Source organism: Desulfosporosinus sp. (genome assembly GCF_014237355.1).
GTDB lineage: Bacteria > Bacillota > Desulfitobacteriia > Desulfitobacteriales > Desulfitobacteriaceae > Desulfosporosinus.
This window is the reverse complement of the sequence record NZ_JABZFS010000076.1, coordinates 232,596-251,739: the sequence shown is the minus strand read 5'-3', so window position 1 is coordinate 251,739 and position 19,144 is coordinate 232,596. Positions and strand designations below refer to the sequence as shown.

18 protein-coding genes and 1 riboswitch are annotated in these 19,144 nt (G+C 42.8%); of the genes, 3 read left to right on the top strand and 15 right to left on the bottom strand.

The annotated features are described in order from the left end of the window. Positions 1-34 precede the first annotated feature (34 nt). The 14 genes from truB to ablA form a co-directional block, all read right to left on the bottom strand. Positions 35-976, bottom strand: coding sequence for a tRNA pseudouridine(55) synthase TruB (truB, locus tag HGJ98_RS17980; protein ID WP_291353060.1), 942 nt, complete (start codon positions 974-976; stop codon positions 35-37). Beyond that, positions 960-1,943 (bottom strand): bifunctional oligoribonuclease/PAP phosphatase NrnA, encoded by a 984-nt coding sequence (locus tag HGJ98_RS17975; protein ID WP_291353059.1) that lies wholly within the window; start codon positions 1,941-1,943, stop codon positions 960-962. The genes truB and HGJ98_RS17975 overlap by 17 nt, the downstream gene beginning before the upstream one ends. After that, a complete protein-coding gene (rbfA, locus tag HGJ98_RS17970; RefSeq protein ID WP_291353058.1) occupies positions 1,936-2,310 on the bottom strand; it encodes a 30S ribosome-binding factor RbfA in 375 nt (124 codons plus the stop codon). Before rbfA ends, HGJ98_RS17975 begins: the two co-directional genes overlap by 8 nt. A 25-nt stretch (positions 2,311-2,335) precedes the next feature. Beyond that, a complete protein-coding gene (infB, locus tag HGJ98_RS17965; RefSeq protein WP_291353057.1) occupies positions 2,336-5,308 on the bottom strand; it encodes a translation initiation factor IF-2 in 2,973 nt (990 codons plus the stop codon). A 44-nt stretch (positions 5,309-5,352) separates the two neighbouring features. Continuing rightward, positions 5,353-5,649 (bottom strand): ribosomal L7Ae/L30e/S12e/Gadd45 family protein, encoded by a 297-nt coding sequence (locus tag HGJ98_RS17960; protein WP_291353056.1) that lies wholly within the window; start codon positions 5,647-5,649, stop codon positions 5,353-5,355. Then, positions 5,646-5,909 (bottom strand): YlxR family protein, encoded by a 264-nt coding sequence (locus HGJ98_RS17955; protein ID WP_291353055.1) that lies wholly within the window; start codon positions 5,907-5,909, stop codon positions 5,646-5,648. The genes HGJ98_RS17960 and HGJ98_RS17955 overlap by 4 nt, the downstream gene beginning before the upstream one ends. A gap of 4 nt (positions 5,910-5,913) precedes the next feature. Continuing rightward, complete coding sequence (gene nusA, locus HGJ98_RS17950) at positions 5,914-7,287, bottom strand: transcription termination factor NusA (protein WP_291353054.1); 1,374 nt, start codon at positions 7,285-7,287, stop codon at positions 5,914-5,916. 36 nt (positions 7,288-7,323) lie between these two features. Continuing rightward, a complete protein-coding gene (gene rimP / locus HGJ98_RS17945) occupies positions 7,324-7,782 on the bottom strand; it encodes a ribosome maturation factor RimP (RefSeq protein WP_291353053.1) in 459 nt (152 codons plus the stop codon). A 363-nt stretch (positions 7,783-8,145) separates the two neighbouring features. After that, positions 8,146-9,270, bottom strand: coding sequence for a GIY-YIG nuclease family protein (locus HGJ98_RS17940; protein WP_291353052.1), 1,125 nt, complete (start codon positions 9,268-9,270; stop codon positions 8,146-8,148). Between the two features lie 109 nt (positions 9,271-9,379). Then, positions 9,380-9,991, bottom strand: a complete 612-nt coding sequence (locus HGJ98_RS17935) for an isoprenylcysteine carboxylmethyltransferase family protein (protein ID WP_291353051.1) — start codon at positions 9,989-9,991, stop codon at positions 9,380-9,382. A gap of 120 nt (positions 9,992-10,111) precedes the next feature. After that, the gene (locus HGJ98_RS17930) at positions 10,112-11,512 is read right to left on the bottom strand and encodes a HAMP domain-containing sensor histidine kinase (RefSeq protein ID WP_291353050.1); all 1,401 of its coding nucleotides are present in this window, start codon (positions 11,510-11,512) and stop codon (positions 10,112-10,114) included. Then, on the bottom strand, positions 11,509-12,213 hold the full coding sequence (locus HGJ98_RS17925; RefSeq protein WP_291353141.1) for a response regulator transcription factor: 705 nt from the start codon (positions 12,211-12,213) through the stop codon (positions 11,509-11,511). The genes HGJ98_RS17930 and HGJ98_RS17925 overlap by 4 nt, the downstream gene beginning before the upstream one ends. 242 nt (positions 12,214-12,455) lie before the next feature. Then, positions 12,456-13,280: a putative beta-lysine N-acetyltransferase gene (gene ablB / locus HGJ98_RS17920; RefSeq protein WP_291353049.1), complete on the bottom strand. Its 825-nt coding sequence runs from the start codon at positions 13,278-13,280 to the stop codon at positions 12,456-12,458. Continuing rightward, on the bottom strand, positions 13,273-14,556 hold the full coding sequence (gene ablA, locus HGJ98_RS17915) for a lysine 2,3-aminomutase (protein WP_291353048.1): 1,284 nt from the start codon (positions 14,554-14,556) through the stop codon (positions 13,273-13,275). The genes ablB and ablA overlap by 8 nt, the downstream gene beginning before the upstream one ends. A 444-nt stretch (positions 14,557-15,000) precedes the next feature. On the opposite strand from ablA, the gene HGJ98_RS17910 reads away from it, so the two are divergent. The 3 genes from HGJ98_RS17910 to HGJ98_RS17900 are packed head-to-tail and all read left to right on the top strand — an operon-like array spanning position 15,001 to position 17,271. After that, entirely contained in the window at positions 15,001-15,783 is a 783-nt protein-coding gene (locus tag HGJ98_RS17910; protein ID WP_291353047.1) for an ABC transporter substrate-binding protein, read from the top strand. A gap of 55 nt (positions 15,784-15,838) precedes the next feature. Further along, positions 15,839-16,507 (top strand): amino acid ABC transporter permease, encoded by a 669-nt coding sequence (locus tag HGJ98_RS17905; protein WP_291353046.1) that lies wholly within the window; start codon positions 15,839-15,841, stop codon positions 16,505-16,507. 38 nt (positions 16,508-16,545) lie between these two features. Continuing rightward, positions 16,546-17,271: an amino acid ABC transporter ATP-binding protein gene (locus HGJ98_RS17900; protein ID WP_291353140.1), complete on the top strand. Its 726-nt coding sequence runs from the start codon at positions 16,546-16,548 to the stop codon at positions 17,269-17,271. A 141-nt stretch (positions 17,272-17,412) separates the two neighbouring features. Here HGJ98_RS17900 and HGJ98_RS17895 read toward each other — a convergent pair whose 3' ends face one another. Beyond that, complete coding sequence (locus HGJ98_RS17895) at positions 17,413-18,792, bottom strand: sodium:alanine symporter family protein (RefSeq protein ID WP_291353045.1); 1,380 nt, start codon at positions 18,790-18,792, stop codon at positions 17,413-17,415. Between the two features lie 167 nt (positions 18,793-18,959). After that, positions 18,960-19,055, bottom strand: a riboswitch (glycine riboswitch). Positions 19,056-19,144: the final 89 nt, after the last annotated feature.

Sequence of the window (19,144 nt, the reverse complement as noted above, 5' to 3'; positions counted from 1 at the left end):
ACTCAGTAAGCCTTCATATCCCTGTAGCCAAGTATCATCCAAAAACTTTATGTGGGTAAAGACTTTCCTCTCGCCAGACCCCGATGCCGATGAGTTCCTCGTTCTCCATTACCTGAACGAAACGGGAGGCTCGATGTTCGAGGTTCGAGGTTTGAAGACCGGGTTTCGTTTCGGAGCACGAATTTCTTTCGGTAGGAGGAGTCTCGACTTGTGCTCTCTTAGTCGGTAATCCATGCCGGAAAGCCTTGGCACGTGGTCCAGCTAAAAACACTCGTGGCAGGTCAATGCCAGCGGTTAAGGGCAGCATAAACGAATTGTTACCATTCTGTACAGCTTCATCAATTTCCTCCAGGGTCCAGCTCTCTGCGATCTTAAATGGCCCAGAACGGACTCTTACTAGATAGGACATATGCGCTCCACAATCTAAAGCTTTTCCTAGATCATGACATAAGGTCCGTATATAAGTCCCTTTTGAACATTCAATATCTAAGATTGCCTTGGGCAACTCTCCATCAAACCATTCTTCTAGACTCAATCGATAGATAGAAACTTCACGCGAAGGTCGCTCAATGGATATCCCTTGACGAGCATATTCATAGAGATGTTTCCCCTCTTTTCGAACGGCGGAGTACATCGGAGGAATTTGAGAGATCTTTCCCATAAAGTTCGGCAAAACACCTTCTAAATCCTTTTGTTTTAGCCGGGGCAAAGTCTCATGAATCACTTTGCCATAGGAATCCTGAGTATCAGTTGTAACTCCAAAGGTTACTTCGGCTATATAAGCCTTCCCTTGCTCTGTTATATACTCTGCTAAACGTGTTCCCTTGCCTACACATATCGGCAGTACGCCAGTCACTCCAGGATCAAGGGTTCCGGTATGGCCGACTTTTTTTGTTTTCAAAGCTCTACGTATCCAGACAACGACATCAGAAGAGGTCATTCCCGGCGGTTTGAGGACGTTAATGATTCCTTCCAAGCCTTAACGCCTCCTCAATCGCTGTGATGATCCTTTGTTTCGCCTCTGCTAACGTGCCTCTAAAGGTAAAACCCGCGGCTCGATTATGTCCTCCTCCGCCGAACTGTGCAGCGATTTCATTGACATTAAGCCAGAGGTTAGAACGCAGCCCTCCCTTGATTTCTTGAGGTCCCACTTCTTTCAGCAAGACTGCCACTTCTACGCCAGCAATACTGCGTGCGTGATTAACCAGTCCCTCACTTAATTCTTGCTCTGCACCACTTTTGTGGAAATCCTCAGTGCTTAGGGTCATAAGGGCTAACTGACCTTCAGCGCACATTTCGAGTCCATTTAGAGCATATTGCAGCAACCTAATTTGAGAAAGAGGTTTTTGGTCGAAAATCCTGTGGTGAATGTCTGAGATATTAATACCTTTATCCATTAAGTCAGCCGACAATCGATGAGTTTGCGCTGTAGTATTGCTATATTGAAAGCAACCCGAATCTGTTACAATCGCCGTGTAAAGGTTAGCAGCTATGTCACTATCTATCTCTACTCCGAGACGATTAATCAGAGTCAAGGCCAACTCTCCAACTGCACTTGCTTGGGAATCAACCCAGTTCACTCGGCCAAAGTATTGGTTCGAGATATGATGATCTAAGTTAAGCACCGTACTTAGATCAGTAATATCGGATATCGAAAGATTGACACGACCTAAATCCGTGCAATCCACAAATAACAGGGTTTCTGGTTGTGGAGAGGGGAGTTGCCGTCTAATACGGGACGAACCAGGTAAAAAAACTAAATTACTAGGTACTGGATCGGGGTTATAGAATGACACCTCTTTGCCCATTTTCTCCAATGCCAGACCGATTGCTAACATAGATCCCAAACAGTCTCCATCTGGTGATACATGGGAGAAAAGCGCCACTTTTGGCGCTTTTCTTAGAACTGCGACGAACTCTTCGACAATGTTGTGCTCACTCATGAGAGTCTTCCTTACTTGGTTCATCGGACACCCCAACATCTTTTAGTAACCTAGCAATATGTGCGCCGTGTTGGATGGATGGATCGTATTTGAAAACGATGGACGGTACGTGTCTGAGTCGTACTCGTTTCCCAATTTCGCTTCGTACAAACCCAGCCGCCCGATTTAAGGCATCTAAGGATACATTTCCCTCTTCCTCAGTGCCTAGAACGCTGACATACACTTTTGCGTGTGACAAGTCATCCGCAACATCCACACTTGTCAGGGTTACAAATCCAATTCGTGGATCTTTTAGCTCCACTCGAATAAGTTGAGAAATCTCTTCCTTGAGTGTTTCTGCCAACCGATTAGGTCGATGTTTCGACATACCTATACCTCCATGGGCTGATTTACTATAATGTGCGCTTAACTTCTTCCATAACAAAGGCCTCAATGATGTCTGCTTCTTTGACATCATTATACTTTTCGATTCCAATTCCGCATTCATAGCCTTCAGCAACCTCTTTAGCATCATCCTTAAATCGCTTTAGAGATTCCATAACACCTTCATGAATGACAATACTATCACGGATAACTCGCACTTTAGCAGAACGTATGATTTTTCCTTCCATCACCATACATCCGGCAACCGTTCCCGCTTTTGGAACCTTAAAGACTTGACGGACTTCTGCTTTGCCTACCACAACCTCTTTAAAGGAAGGATCTAGCAAACCTGTCATTGCGGCTTTAACATCTTCAATGGCGTCGTAGATAACTCGGTACAGGCGCAAATCCACGCCTTCCAGTTCGGCCGTCGCCTTAGCATTTGCATCTGGTCGGACATTAAAACCTAAAATGATGGCATTTGAAGCTGACGCAAGCATAATGTCGGTTTTGTTGATCGCACCGACTCCACCATGGATTGGGTTGACTCGAACTTCACTTGTCGAAAGCCTTAACAAGGACTGCTTCAAGGCTTCCACTGATCCTTGAACATCAGCTTTAATAATAATGTTCAGTTCTTTGATTTCGCCCTCTTTTATCTTATCAAAAAGATCTTCTAAGCTAACTTTAACCGCAACGCTTTGCTTTGACTCTTCGACTTTTCGGACAGCAATGCGGGCGGAGGTAATCTGGCGAGCTAATTTTTCATCCGCTACTACATAGAAAGGTTCTCCTGCTTCCGGCACTTCAGATAAGCCTTGCACCTCGACGGGCATGGATGGGCCAGCTTTTTTCACCCGGCGGCCTTTTTCGTCCAACATTGCCTTAATTCGACCGTAAGCACAACCGGCGACAGCGACATCCCCAATGTTGAGTGTGCCTTTAGAAACTAGAACGGTCGCAACCGGTCCTTTTCCCTTATCTAATTCTGCCTCAATAACCGTTCCAGCAGCCGGTCGGTTCGGATTTGCTTTATAATCGCGAACCTCAGCAACCAATAAAATCATCTCGAGGAGTTGCTCGATCCCCATATTATTCTTCGCAGATACTGGAACGGCAATGGTATCTCCGCCCCATTCTTCAACAACGAGACCGTACTCGGTCAGTTCCTGTTTTACTTTTTCTGGATTTGAGCCTTCTTTATCTATCTTATTTATAGCCACAATAATCGGAACCTCAGCTGCCTTAGCGTGATTGATGGCCTCAATGGTCTGCGGCATAATTCCATCATCAGCTGCAACGACTAATATGGCGATATCCGTCACTTGTGCCCCACGAGCACGCATCGAAGTGAACGCTTCATGACCGGGTGTATCTAAGAAGGTAATCTTTTGATTATTGATTTCAACTTGGTAAGCCCCAATATGCTGCGTAATTCCTCCTGCTTCTGAATCTGTGACATGAGTTGTACGAATAGCATCTAGAAGAGAGGTTTTTCCGTGGTCAACGTGTCCCATTACGGTAACAACTGGTGGACGGAAAACGAGATCGTTCGGATCATCTTGGATTTCCTCAATAACCGCCAATGATTTCTCGGCCTTTACCTCTACAGTGACACCCATTTCACCGGCAAGAATAGTTGCAGTTTCAACGTCTAACTCCTGATTAATGGTTGCCATAACTCCCAAATTCATAAGCTGTTTAATCAGTTCTCCGGCCTTACGGCTCATTTTTGAGGCTAAATCTTGGACTGATATAGATCCTTGTATCACTATGTGCTTTGGAGTTGTATCTCGCACCTCTTTTTTGGGACGCTTTTGAAAGCGTTTATGAGGTGACCGGATAGCGTTTTCTCGTTCTCTTTCAACTTCGCGCTTCCGTTCATAAGCTTTGTCTTGGGCTTTCTTATTGGCCGGCATCTGCCTTTTAGCTTGCTCTACAATAATTGGTGGTGGTGGTGCACCCCCACCAGCACGTGGAGCTGATCCTGGACGGCCTCCTTGCGGCTGTCCCTGATAGCCTGGACGACCTCCTTGGGGTTGTCCTTGATACCCTGGCCGGCCTCCTTGTGGCTGTCCCTGGTACCCCGGACGTGGCCCCTGAGGCTGTCCTTGATACCCCGGACGTGGTCCCTGAGATTGTCCTTGGTACCCTGGCCGTGGTCCCTGAGATTGTCCTTGGTACCCTGGCCGTGGTCCCTGGGGCTGTCCTTGATACCCTGGCCTTGGTCCTTGTGGCTGCCCTTGGTAACCTGGCCGTGGTCCTTGTGGCTGCCCTTGATACCCTGGCCGTGGTCCTTGTGGCTGCCCCTGGTAGCCTGGCCGTGGTCCTTGTGGTTGCCCTTGGTAGCCTGGCCGTGGTCCTTGTGGCTGCCCTTGGTAGCCTGGCCGTGGTCCTTGTGGCTGCCCTTGGTAGCCTGGCCGTGGTCCTTGTGGCTGCCCTTGATACCCTGGTCTGGGTCCCTGTGGCTGCCCTTGATACCCTGGTCTGGGTCCCTGTGGCTGTCCTTGATAGCCTGGCCGTTGACCCTGTGGCTGTCCTTGATAGCCTGGCCGTTGACCCTGTGGCTGCCCTTGATAGCCTGGTCGTGGACCCTGTGGTTGTCCTTGATAGCCTGGTCGAGGTCCCTGTGGCTGCCCTTGATAGCCTGGCCGTGGGCCCTGTGGGCGTCCTTCCGCTCCTGGTCTTGGACCTTGCGGACGTCCTTCTGTGCCCGGACGGGGGCCTTGAGGCTGTCGTTCTATTGCTGAACGGGGTTCTTTCAGCTTACTATCTTGACCCAAATCGGATACTTTTGGTTTTGTTTCCTCAGTATTTTTGTGTTCAGAATGCTCCAAATTTGTCTCCTTTCCTTTGAGTTGGTTTCGTAAACGATCTGCGTCTTTTTGATCGACCGTACTTAAATGATTTTTCACATCTGTTCCCATAGCCACGAGTCTTGTCATCACTTCTTTACTACTAAAATTTAATTCTTTTGCTAATTCATGAACACGAATACTCATTTAACCACCCCCACATAATCGGCTCCCACATTACGCTCCAAGCATCAGCTCCTTGCTAGTAATATAGCTTTAGCAAACCCTTGATCCAAAACAAGCACTGCTGAACGCGGCGAAAGTCCTATAGAACAACCTAGTTCTAACTTTGTACCAGCAATTATGACTGGTAATTTTATATCTTTAGCCCACTGAGAATACTTTTTCTGTGCCCCGTGAGCATCCTCCGCAATAATTAGGAGATATCCTTTTCTTTTTTTGAACATGGCCTCAATTTGAGCATCTCCAGAAGCAATTTTTCCAGCCCGACGAGCAATTCCCACTAAAGATTCGATACGTGTATTCAAGAGGATATTTTTCCCTCCAAATTTGCAAATATTGCCGGATCGACATCAACTCCAAAAGCTTTACGAAAACGATGCTGCTTGACGGCGGCTTGAAAACAGACTGAGTTAGGACAGAGATATGCGCCACGACCATTCCGTTTTCCAGTTGGATCTAGCTCAACAATTCCTTCTGGAGTTCTCACGATTCGCAGCAGCTCTTTTTTAGGCTTCATTTCCTGGCACCCTAAGCACATCCGCATCGGAACTTTTCGTGTCTTCATACCCTCACCCCTTCTTTTTCTTTTTTCTTCCCTTAGAGGGTTCGTTCTTATCTGTCAATAAATTCCCCTCTGCATGAGGAACTTCGCCGATAACAATCTCATTAGTATCACTTTCCAAGGGCTCGAGCTCCTCGGCATAGCCGTCATATGTTTCTTCGTATTTGTACTCGTGATTTTCGGTATGTTGTTGTCCCAGCTCAGCTGAGGAGTCTTGTTCTTGATATTCTAGCACTTCTTGATAGCCATCTTCTTCAGCATACTCATCATATTCCGAGTATTCCTCATATTCCCCATACTCATCGTAACTCTCAAATTCTTCTTGCCCTTGGGGAATTATATTATGCGCAATAGCTTGGGATTCACTTTTTATATCAATCTTCCAACCCGTTAGCTTTGCGGCTAAACGAGCATTTTGTCCTTCCTTTCCAATCGCCAAAGAAAGCTGATAGTCGGGAACGACAACAACGGCAACCTTCTCATTGAGTTTTGGATATACTTGGAGTACTTTTGCTGGCGAAAGGGCATTGGCCACAAATTCATGAGGATCGACGGAGAAGTTGACAATATCTATTTTTTCTCCTTTTAATTCCGTGACTATAGTCTGAACACGCGCTCCTTTAGGTCCAACACATGCTCCAACAGGGTCAACATTTGGATCACGAGAATACACTGCAATTTTAGAACGTGCTCCTGCCTCTCGAGAAACTCCCTTTATTTCAACGATTCCATCATGAATTTCGGGCACTTCAAGTTCAAACAGACGTTTTATTAGCCCTGGATGGGTACGAGACAGCATAATTTGCGGTCCCTTCGTAGTTTTCTTAACCTCTACAACATAGGTTTTAATACGGTCAAAGGATTGGTATCCCTCGCCTGGTATCTGTTCCTGGGCCGGAAGTACGGCTTCTACCTTTCCTAAATCAACTATAACATTTTTTTGTTCATATCGTTGAACAACCCCTGTGACGATATCCCCTTCACGATTGACGAATTCATCGTAAATCATGCCTCGTTCTGCTTCTCTGATACGTTGTACGACGACTTGCTTGGCTGTTTGAGCTGCAATTCGACCGAAATCACGAGGAGTAACTTCGTATTCCACAATGTCTTCTAATTGGTAATTAGGATCAAGATTACGCGCCTCCACCAAGCTAACCTGAGTTCGAGCATCCTCCACGATATCTACAACGGTTTTGCGGGCATAAACTTTAAACTCACCTGTTAAACGATCAATGAGAACTCGTACATTTTGTAATGATCCGAAATTCTTTTTGTAGGCAGAAATCAATGCTGCCTCAATCGCTTCAAATAAAACTTCTGCAGAAATCCCCCGTCCTTTTTCTAATTCGTGAAGGGCCTCGATGAACTCCATATTCATTTTTCCATTTTCCTCCTTATTCTGTTGTACCTAGATTTAGATATCTAGCTCTAGATGAGCTTTCTTCACTATGCTTCTCGGAATTGCGACGCGTTCATTATTGTATTCTAAAACGATTTCATCGTTGATTAGTCCAACAAGATTTCCTGAAAACTTCTTAAATCCTTGATGTTGAGTCGTTGTGTGTACCGAAATCAAACTTCCCTGAAAACGAACAAAGTCCTCTTCCTTTTTCAGTGGACGTTCAAGTCCAGGAGAAGACACTTCCAGCATATATGCTTGCGGAATAGGGTTTTTCTGGTCAAGCATTTCACTCACTACGTGGCTGACAGCTGAACAGTCATCCATGTCCACACCGCCGTCTTTATCTATGTAAAGGCGCAAATACCAATGTGCACCTTCTCTTACATACTCAACATGAACTAGTTCGAGCCCTTTTTCCTTTACGAGGGGCTCAACGATTGATTCAATTTGTTTTTCAATTGGTTTATTCACAAGAATTCGCTCCTTTAAAACGTAACGTAACAGACTTTACCTAATTCCGCTTTCTCATAGTCTTGCGAAGATGTCTTAAAGTTATACTACGTCACGGTTTTTAAACGAAGACACTGTCACCAACGTGTTAACTCAGCAAAGCGAAGACACGTCGACCCACGGGTTAGCTTATCGTAACGAAGACACTGTCTTCGCACGGGTTAGCTTATCGTAAAAGACTTTCAGTCATAGGCTCCTATGCTTTCAGTCTAGTAGGACAAACGAAGGAGCGGGCTAGAACCCACTCCTTACCATCAAGACTACAAATTTCCTTCTATTAATATAGCATATTCATTGGAACTGTGCAACCTACAGTAAGTCTGATCAACAAAGCCATTTATCATTTTCCTTTAAATCTTTCTTCAATATAAAGGATCTAATTCGGGTTATTATCTTTAAAACGACAGCATCTAAAGATGATTCATTCTTTAGATGTGTTGACGGTATCCAGAAACAGAGGACTCTGTTTCGATTCTTCTTCAGATATGAGTAAATAATTTGCGCCTCATCAAGATCCTCAGGGGTTAATCGATTGCCATTGTTTTTCTTTGTCACCAAAAGCTTGTCGCTGAACACCTTAATTAGGTACAATCTCATCTCTATTTCAGACTTTGCCCTATCAACTATTTTTCTATAGAGAAGCTTATTCCCTTTGATCAGAAAGAGCTTAAGACGTGTATCTTCTAAGAATTCAACCACTAAAATAGTCCTATTTTTACTTGAAGATTGAACTAATTGCTGCTTTCCAATAACATGTCGAAGCCCTAGATAATACTCCCGATAGTTAGCCGCCTTTTCAAATTCAAGATTCTCGATAGCCGTATCTAACTTATTTGAAAGGTCTTGAACAGTATCCAGACTATTTCCGTTTAAAAGTTGCTGGATTCTCTCAATGTACATCCAATATTCTTCGGGGCTTACGTTTCCTGTACAAACGCCTAAACATTTACCTAATTGCCGGAAAAGGCAGCCATCAACCCTTTTTACTAATCTTGAGCTGGTACATTTGCGTATGGGATAGAAATCTTTCAAATATTGCACAGCCTTCTCTACCTGATTCTGGCTTGTAAAAGGACCATAATAAATTGCATCATCCTCTGTTTTTTCATTTACAGCTATCACTTTGGGGTATGGTTCAGTTGGTATTTTTATATACATATATCGTTTAACATTCTTCATTTGCCGGTTATACCTGGGTTTGATTTCCTTAATAAGTCGACATTCTTCAATTAAGGCATCCAATTCCGTATCCGTAACTTGATAATTAAACGAATGAATATGTTGTATCATTTCTGCGACTTTAGGATCTCGATCCTTTTGGTGATGAAAATATTGAGATACCCTGTTTTTAAGATTTTTAGCCTTACCGACATAAATAATATTTCCTAATGAATCAAGCATCATATAGACACCAGGTTTTTGTGGAAGTTGCTTTAATTTTCCCTTCAAAGTCATGATTCTCCATCGCTAACTATTTGAATACATGTAGTATAACATAAACCCCAAGCAAATGCCTGCCCGGCGTGTCAGGGTGACGGTCCTTTTGACACACTCACAGCTAAATAATAAAAGGAATGAATCGTTTTGTTGTTCTCATATACTCCCGATACTGGTTACCAAATTCAAAAAGCATATCCTTTTCCTCTTTCTTGGCAAGGCGTAGGTACATGGTGATCATTACTGGATACAGTAGGAGCATTGGTAAGGTTGCCCATTCTGCCATCATTCCAAAAGATAGCAGCAGTAAACCAGTATATTGAGGATGACGGATGTATCTATAAACCCCTGTCTTTACTAGTGAACCTGTTCCGGTTTCTTTTGACCAGTATTTCTTATGGATGTTATACCAACCGTTTAGGATCAAGAATAGCGCAACGACAGCACATATGATGTTGATATACATTCCCCAGTAACCGATTGAAGAAACCAGTGTATGCCCCCATAGAATCCCTACTGGAAGGTTCTTTCCTATAATCCAGGAAATAACCCACATGCTAAAAGGAATTCCATGCATCTCGATTGCAAAGGCAAGCAAAAAAGCAAAATACGTTCCTGCAGGTTTTTTGTCCATCTTTCTATAAAAAGGGATAAACAAGAGCACTACACTGTACAGTACGATAAAAAACATTACCCCAAACCAATTGTAATAATGACTTTCTAAGGTTTCCATAGATCAATACCTCCCTCTAGATTGGGTGCGAGAAATGGAAAACAGCCTCATTTCGTAACCCTATGCTATTACTATAGCAAGGCATACTTAACTGAGGCTGTTTCTAATCTTAAATTCACCTTAAATCTTTGGAATGGTAATGCAGAACTCACACCCACGGTTTTCATCGGTTTTAAGACTGATATTGCCACCGTGGGCCGTAATTATTTTTTCAACGATAGCCAGTCCTAAGCCAGTACCGCCAGTTTGTGAATTTCTCGCACTATCTGCTCTGACAAAGGGAAAGAAAATATCTTTGGCAATTTCTGTTGGTATTCCGATTCCATTGTCCTTGAAGAAAAGAACGATTTTATCAGTCTGTTCTATTAAGCTGATCCTAACTCTTGTGCCTTGTGGATTATATTGTACGGTATTGGCAACAAGATTTTGGAACACTCTATCCATTTGGACCGTATCAATCATTGTAAAAATTTCTGCTTCCGGAATATTAAAATCATAGGTAAAGCCTGCTCTGTCAAAGATTGGAATCACCATTCCAATCTCCTCCCTGATGTATTCGCAGACGTCTAACTTGATCTTGTTTAGTTTGAATTCTGAACTCTCTATTTTGGATAACTCGAATAAATCCGTGATAAGATTGTTTGCCCGGACACTATTTTCATAAATGATTTTTGTATAGGAATTCCTCTCTTCATTGGATAAATCTTGTTTAGTTCGGCAGAGTTCTGCATACCCCATAATGCTTGCCAACGGATTCTTTAGATCATGGGAAATATCAAGGACCATTTTTTTGCGATTCTCCTCCGACTGTCTTCGAAGGGATATCTCCTCTTCAATTTGCTGGGCCATGGCATTAAATGTATCCTCTAATTCTCCAAACTCGTTTTTTAGATTAAGATCAACCCTCGCCGAATAGTCCCCATTTCTTAGACTTTGTGCACTGTTGCATAGTTTTCTTAAGGGGTTCACTATGCCGATGGATGTTATTTTGGAATAAATTATGGTACATATCCCCAGCGACAGTAAATAAAAGATAATAACCGCTATCAGAAAACCAACAACATTCTGTGTATCCACCGAAGAGAAATCTTTATTATGTACTATAGCGAAATCAATTCTAATAGAAGTTGGAAAGGTTACTATTAGCCAGAATCGTTCTTTAGGATTGTATTCAATAGAATAGCTGTAGGGAATTCCAATACTTTTACTCATTATCAAAAAATCTGTAAACTCTGCTGCTGTTAGCTTATCCTTCGTGAAGGTGTTAAGCCCTTCCGAAAATACAACGTCATAATTTGAGCCAATGACTTGCACACCGCCACCATTGTCAAGAACTGACTGTATGTCAATGCTTTTATAATCATCTCTCATCAGGGTTTCCGCAGTATAATTGTTTTTTACAAGGGTCTTTGAAATCACATCATTGGCAAAGTCTAAAAGCAGAAAGGCTACGATGGCTATCATGGTCGAGATAATAAACATGAGTATATAGTTTATCAAAAATCTATTTACAATTTTCATGAGAGTATCTCGCCTTGTTTATGAAACTTATATCCTATACCTCTAATAGTTTTTATATAATGGGGATTCTTTGGATCAGCCTCAATCTTATTTCTGATATGACTGATATGCACCATTATGGTGTTATCATCGAAAAAAACGTCCTCATCCCACACAGCCCTGTATAGCTGCTTTTTGGTAAATACCCTTTCAGGGTTCTCCATGAAATACTTCAACAACAAATATTCCTTCGCATTTAATTCTATAAGCGCTGCATCTTTATAAACACAGCAGGCATCTTTATCTAAGCATAAACCTGCATATTCTATCTTATTGCCAGTTGGTGGTTTCTGATTGGAGTATTCCAGGTTTCTTCTTAGCTGAGCATTAACTCTCGCTAGCAGCTCGGCCATACTAAACGGCTTAACAAGGTAGTCATCTGCACCGATACCAAGCCCTAAAATTTTGTCCATTTCATCCCCTCTAGCTGTGAGAAAAATAACAGGGATGTTGCTTGTTTGTCGAATCTTTCGAAGCAGATTAAAGCCATCCAGTCTCGGCATCATTACGTCAAGGACAGCCAGGTCTATTGCTTTATTCTGCATCTCCTCCATGGCCTCTAATCCATCCTTTGCAGTAAAGACAGAGTACCCTTCCTGCTCAAGCTGGAGCTTTAATAGGTTTCTTATATCCTTTTCATCCTCAGCGACTAATACGTTCAGAAAAACACCCCCTCAGGAAGCCCTAGCTTTACGTGGCATTACATCACACCACTCATTTTTTAGTATATATTACCATAGGAGTGCTGGAAAAGTAATTCCTAAACTTTAAAGTTATTCCTTCTATAATTATTTACTCAACAAAAAAGAAGGCCGATGAATCGATCTATAAATCGTCAATCGGCCTTTTGGCGATTAGAAACGCGCAATCGCTCCGGGGGACAATTATCTATCCCCTTTGCTTCCTATTTAACCCAAAGATTCATGTCTTCAAAGGATCCTGCGATATGGCAATTGTTTATCAATCGTCCTTGAAATCTGTAACCAAGTCTATGAAATACTTTATTCATTCCAAAGGACTGGGCACGTGCTAGTGTGTATATGTTAAAAGAGCCGCGCTTTTGAATTTCCTGTTCTAAAAAAAACAGTAAGCTTTCCGTAAGGGAATTTCCCCTATGTTCTTCTATGGTTGCACAATCTGTCATTTCACAACGGTTAAAGTTTAAATCAGGGTAAGCCGCTGAAACAGCGATCAGCTTCTCTTCTGAAAATATTCCGGCGAAAATATTCCCATTCTGTATTAAAGAGGTAATATACTGAGAGTCCATAGGGGTGGGATAACTTATGAAAACCTCTTTCAATACTTGTGATATTTGCCGGGCGAAAGATTCATTTAAGAGTTTTAATTCCATTCCTTGAGGTAAAACAGGTGGGCGTCTGATGGGTTCTGTCCGAATGGAATGAATAATGTCATTCTCAGCTTGTAACTTGTCAGAATACGCCCTTTTCCTACTGACATAATAGGCGATGCTAACTGAAAATTCCTTATCATAACCACGGAAAATGTTACCTTCAGTACAAAATCCACCTTGAATAAATTCAGGAACATCGGCGGGTAATGCCCAAAGCCAAATTTTTTCCAATCTGTTTTTGATTGCTAAATCGATAAGCTGAGCGCTGAACAGCGATGGCTTAATCCCTTGCGTATAGCCATTGATAATTAGGCGTTTATTCTTCTGGTCTACCGTGATGTGGCTTGAGAAATCGCCAAGGTTCCAAGTATTAAGCATTTGCTTTACCACCATAATTACTGGAAACTTTCTTTCTTCTCTCCAGTCGCATGTTCTCTTGGGGTATAAGGCTAATCCGTTCACCTTTCAGCAATTTAGCCAGACCTGTCTGACGGGTCTTGGAGTTGGTACAGACCTCTGAACAACTCTTACAACGGCTTGCATTATTTTCTGGCTCCTGATAAGCGGTGATTACACCTTCATAATTACGCAAGATAACTTTGTCGTTTGATTGTAAAATCATATAGTTAGGTTGGAGGGGAATCTTACCACCACCTCCTGGGGCATCTACTACAAAGGTGGGAACGGCAAAACCAGAGGTGTGTCCCCTGAGCATCTCTATAATTTCTAGACCCGTACTGACAGATGTCCTAAAATGCTCAATCCCCGTGGATAAGTCACATTGATACAAGTAGTAGGGTCTTACCCGACATCTTACAAGATCATGAACCAGTTTTTTCATAACCACAGAACAATCGTTGATTCCTTTAAGTAAAACCGATTGGTTTCCGAGGGGGATTCCTGCATTGGCTAGTTTATTTAGAGCACTGCGAGCTTCAAGGGTAAGCTCTTGAGGATGATTAAAGTGGGTATTAATCCAAATTGGATGGTATTTTTGTAATACCTCAATAAGGTGATCCGTAATGCGCATGGGAAGAACAACTGGGGTTCTTGTACCGATCCGGATAATCTCAACGTGGGGAATCGAACGCAGATTGGATAGGATATAATCCAAGCGATCATCAGAAAGGGTTAATGGATCTCCCCCTGAGATCAGTACATCCCGTATCTGTGGGTTGGCACGGATATATTCTAAAGCAGCTTTAAAACGGTTCAAAGGTAAGGCTTGGTCTGTCTGTCCAGCCATTCTTCTTCTGGTGCAGTGTCGGCAATACATTGAGCATTGATCGGTTACTAGAAGCAGCACACGGTCAGGATAGCGGTGTGTCAGTCCACGTACGGGTGAATCAGCCTCTTCATGTAAGGGATCTTCTAAATCGCATGAGGATTTACTCAATTCGTGAATTGAAGGTACTGCTTGTTTTCTAATAGGGCACTCCGAATCCTGAGGATCCATTAAGGAAAAATAGTAGGGTGTAATTGCCATGCGAAAATTTTCCAGGCAACGCTTAATTTGATCGGCTTCCTCTGCAGGAAGAGACATAGCTTTGATTAATCCCTCGTGGCTCGTGATTCTATTAGACATTTGCCAATGCCAATCATTCCATTCCTCGTCACTGATATGTGACCATAACTTCCTTCGTTGCTCGTTCATTGGTTCAACCTCCTCGTTTTTTCAAGTGTTATTTACTCGTTTTATATATCTGCGCAAGTCTAGTTCAAAAAGAATAAACCATAACGCTAAGGGAATAGTGCACAACTAACAACCTCGCGTATAATATTAAGTTGTCTGTTAGCAAATGTCAACCCCATTGATTGGTTATATCTACCTATTCGCCATGTAATAGCATGTTCTTGACAAAAGCATCAATAATTACTTACGGAATTCTATTTTTTTCTGTTTTGGTCGTTGCTGTAAATGGACAGGATAAATTGACCATAAGATATAAAACATGGTATACTTTATAGGTGACAACTTAATATGTACTGTTAAGTTGTTGGATAAACCATTCCTGGAGGTGGTTTGATTGTCTATACCATGAGAGGAAAGTAATTATGCTATAAATCTCGGCAGATTTAGAGGAGGTAGAAAGAAACAATGAAAAAGTTTAATGTGCTTATCCTTGTTACTCTAATCTTATTGATAGCAACTGGCTGTGGTGCATCAAAGAGTGATTCTGAACCATCAACAACCTTAGATAGGATTAAATCCGATGGAAAATTAAGCTATGCCATGAGCGGGCAATACCCACCCTTCAACTTTTTTAACGAGCAGAATGAACTTACTGGATTTGACGTAGAAATAGGCCATGAAATTGCCAAACGAATAAACGTGAACCCAGCACCCATTGCAACTGAATGGGATGGGCTGATTGCAGGGTTAACTACCGGCAAATTTGATATGATCTTAGGAAGCATGGCGATTACAGAAGAACGCTTGGAAAAGGTCAACTTCAGCACCCCCTATTACCGTTCGGGAGCCCAAGTTATTGTGCCTTCTGACTCAAGTATCAGCGGAGGAGCAGATCTTAAAGGTAAAACCGTTGGGGTAGTTCTAGGTACAACATTTGAAACAAAAGCAAGAGATTTGGGGGCAACTGTGAAGACCTATAAAGGTGACCCCGATGCTTTTAATGATATGGCCAACGCAAGGTTGGATGCCGTTATTACTGATAAAATTGTCGGTCTAAATGCTATCAAACAAAACGATTACCCCTTTAAACTGGTAGGTGATTTACTATATACAGAAAAGATGGGGATCGCGATTCGCAAAGATAGTCCTGAATTGTTAGAAGCTGTGAACAGTGCTTTGGCTGAAATGATGGATGACGGATCCTATAAGAAAATTAGTGAAAAATATTTCAGCGCGGATATCCGTTAAGCCGTAAGTAAGTTGCAAAGGGGTACTGCTCTGATCAGACTGGAGGTAACTTGCTTTGAATCTTGACTTTAGTATTATCCTTAAATATCTGCCTTTTTTGTTACAGGGGGCAGGTTTGACCATAGAACTTGCAGTACTGGGAATTGCTTTTGGTATTTTAATGGGTCTGCTAGCGGCTCTCCTAAAGATATCTCATACTCCTCTAAGGTATATTGCGCATTTTTACATTTGGCTGATTCGGGGAACCCCTTTGCTTGTACAGCTATTTCTCATCTATTTTGGTTTACCGCAACTTGGTATCACCTTGGACGCCTTTACTTCTTCAGTACTGGGACTGGGAATAAACAGCGGAGCGTATCTGGCCGAGGTTTTTAGGGGGGGGATTGAAGCAGTCCCAAAAGGGCAAACCGAAGCATCGTTATCTCTTGGCATGGGGAAATTCTTGACCATGCGTCGAATTATATTTCCACAAGCTTTGCGGATATCAATTCCATCCTTAGGCAATCAGTTTATTATTACTCTAAAGGATTCTTCTCTTTGTTCCGTTATCACAATGTCGGAACTCCTTCAAACCTCCCAACGCTTTGCCAGTGTGACCTTTGGTTCTCTGGAATTCTACACTACTGCAGCAGCGCTCTATTTGCTAATGACCACTGTCATATCCGCTCTTTTACGCAGTCTTGAATGGCGACTATCTAAAGAAAATAGGACAAGGGGGTGTTAATCATGCAATTAGAATTAGATTACATTCCGAAAAAGTCAATGATCGGTGTCCATGGACTAATTAAAGACTTTGGCAAAACACGAGTTATTGATGGTATCAATGCCACAGTGTCTGCAGGCGAAGTTGTCGTGCTTATTGGGGCTAGTGGTTCCGGAAAAAGTACGTTCCTGCGCTGTTTGAATGGATTAGAGACGCTGACAGCAGGAGAAATCCTGATAGATAATGTACCACTTGAAAGGAAATCAAGCAGTCTCAAGCAGATTCGTCGTCAGGTGGGAATGGTGTTCCAACAGTTCAATCTCTTCCCTCACCTGACAGTTTTGGAGAATATTATTGAGGCTCCCGTTCATGTTCTTAAACAGGATAAGAAGGATGCCATGGAAATAGCCCGTGAGCTGCTCTCAAAGGTTGGCCTCTACGATAAACAAAACTGCTACCCGGGAACTCTATCTGGAGGACAGGGTCAGAGAGTGGCAATAGCAAGGGCCTTAGCAATGCATCCAAAAATAATGCTCTTTGATGAGCCTACATCAGCTCTTGATCCTGAGCTGGTCGGGGAAGTTCTCACTGTAATGAAACAGTTGGCTGAAGATGGTATGACCATGGTAGTAGTGACCCATGAAATGAGTTTTGCTAGGGAAGTTGCAGACAGGGTACTCTTCTTAGACCAAGGTCGAATTGTCGAAGAAGGTTCTCCTATTCAGATTTTTAGTAACCCTCGGGAAAAAAGGACCAAAGCATTCCTAAGCAGGTTAAGTCATTGATTGACTTAACCTGCTAATTTTTCAACTGATATGTATGCTAAAAAGCATCGGCAGTCTTTAGCCGATGCTTTTTTATGGATATGCGTTTGCTATTCAAGCAATTGCTGTTTGTAGGAACTATACTCTTGCTTTTCTTTTTCTTTACTTCTTTACTAATGGAATGGGATCTGTTGAGACCTCATCCAAATTATCTTCCCAAAGATACTTTTTCGTTTCTGATACTATGACCCCGCTTAAGAGGAGCAGAGCGATAAGGTTCGGTATGGCCATCATTGCATTCATGGCATCTGCCATATCCCAAACGAGTTGAAGGGTCATTATAGAGCCGAAGAATACAGCGATTACCCACAGAACGCGGTAGGGGACTATGGCTACTTTTCCAAATAAGTATTCAATTGCTCTTTCACCATAATAGGACCATCCAAGGATCGTCGAAAATACAAAGGTTAACAGTCCAACAGTAAGAACAATTGGACCAACGACAGGAATCTGAGCAAAGGCCATGTTAGTCAGAGCAGCTCCTTTTAGTCCTTCAGCTGCTGCCGGGTTGCTCATTATGCTGCTTACTACGACAATACCTGTCATTGCGCAAACCACAACAGTATCCCAGAAGGTTCCGCTGGCAGAGACTAACGCTTGGCGAACAGGGTTTCTTGTTTGGGCCGCTGCTGCCACGATAGGAGCAGATCCTAAGCCTGACTCATTAGAGAACAAACCGCGGGCTATACCATAGCGAGCAGCCATCATAATAGAAGCTCCGATGAAACCACCGCCGGCAGCTTGAGGGGTGAAGGCAGATTTAAAGATTAAGCTGATGGCAGGCAGTACATAGGAAGAATTAAGAACTAAAATAACAATGCAACCAAGCACATAAAAGAACGCCATAAAAGGTACAAGTTTCTCACACACGCGAGCAATGGACTTTACACCACCGAGAATGACAATACCGGTAAGTAAAGCCATAAAACCACCAGTAATATAAGGAGAGATATGAAACGTCTCATTAATCATCCCTGAAATTGAATTAGCTTGGACCGTATTGCCAATCCCAAACGCGGCAATGGCCGTAAAAATACAGAATAAGACCGCTAGCCACTTTTGGCCAAGACCGTTCTCAAGTGCATACATAGGGCCGCCAAGCATTGTTCCATCGGAGGTCTTAACCCGATATTTAACAGATAATAGCGCCTCGGAGTACTTGGTGGAGATCCCGAATACCCCCGTTAGCCAGCACCAAAGCACAGCACCAGGCCCCCCCAGGGCTACTGCAGTAGAGACACCGACGATGTTACCAGTACCTATCGTAGCTGCTAATGCCGTCGTGAGGGCACCAAATTGACTTACATCTCCCTCAGCAGATTCATCCTTAGTTAGAGATAGTTTAATGGCTTTGAAAATGTACCTTTGGATGAAACGAGTCCGAAAGGTTAGAAATAAGTGCGTTCCAAAAAGTAATATCAGCATCGGGGGTCCCCAGAGATAGTCGTTTAACCAGATAATAAGATCGTGAAATGCTTGCATGTCTTTTTCCTCCTCCTTAACTTTCCTTCTCTAATCCCTCTGTGTGTAGTTTATTAGTACTACATCTTTTATATAAAAAAGAGCCAAATCTTAGCGATTTGACTCTGGATTGCATTGGTAATATAAGCCTAAAAAAGATCACTCTAAAAAGTGCCCTTTTATTAAACCTATAATACTCTGTCCTTTTGCCTGAGAGATTAGCAATGCATCGTTGCGTTGCCCCTTCGGCGCCCATTCATTTGGGTCTCTCCAGAGTCCTGTCCATTTACGGTCCTACTTGAATTCAAGCGCCTGAAAGTACAACCTCTTCGGCAGGCCATAGCCACTCTCCCGTAAATTTCATCCAGCTGTA

Coding starts and splice junctions, on each gene's coding strand:
- HGJ98_RS17900 (WP_291353140.1), top strand. CDS start 16,546: ATGATCGGTGTCCATGGACTAATTAAAGACTTTGGCAAAACACGAGTT.
- HGJ98_RS17930 (WP_291353050.1), bottom strand. CDS start 11,512: ATGAAAATTGTAAATAGATTTTTGATAAACTATATACTCATGTTTATT.
- infB (WP_291353057.1), bottom strand. CDS start 5,308: ATGAGTATTCGTGTTCATGAATTAGCAAAAGAATTAAATTTTAGTAGT.
- HGJ98_RS17895 (WP_291353045.1), bottom strand. CDS start 18,792: ATGCAAGCATTTCACGATCTTATTATCTGGTTAAACGACTATCTCTGG.
- HGJ98_RS17975 (WP_291353059.1), bottom strand. CDS start 1,943: ATGAGTGAGCACAACATTGTCGAAGAGTTCGTCGCAGTTCTAAGAAAA.
- ablA (WP_291353048.1), bottom strand. CDS start 14,556: ATGAACGAGCAACGAAGGAAGTTATGGTCACATATCAGTGACGAGGAA.
- HGJ98_RS17910 (WP_291353047.1), top strand. CDS start 15,001: ATGAAAAAGTTTAATGTGCTTATCCTTGTTACTCTAATCTTATTGATA.
- HGJ98_RS17935 (WP_291353051.1), bottom strand. CDS start 9,991: ATGGAAACCTTAGAAAGTCATTATTACAATTGGTTTGGGGTAATGTTT.
- ablB (WP_291353049.1), bottom strand. CDS start 13,280: ATGCTTAATACTTGGAACCTTGGCGATTTCTCAAGCCACATCACGGTA.
- nusA (WP_291353054.1), bottom strand. CDS start 7,287: ATGAATATGGAGTTCATCGAGGCCCTTCACGAATTAGAAAAAGGACGG.
- rbfA (WP_291353058.1), bottom strand. CDS start 2,310: ATGTCGAAACATCGACCTAATCGGTTGGCAGAAACACTCAAGGAAGAG.
- HGJ98_RS17955 (WP_291353055.1), bottom strand. CDS start 5,909: ATGAAGACACGAAAAGTTCCGATGCGGATGTGCTTAGGGTGCCAGGAA.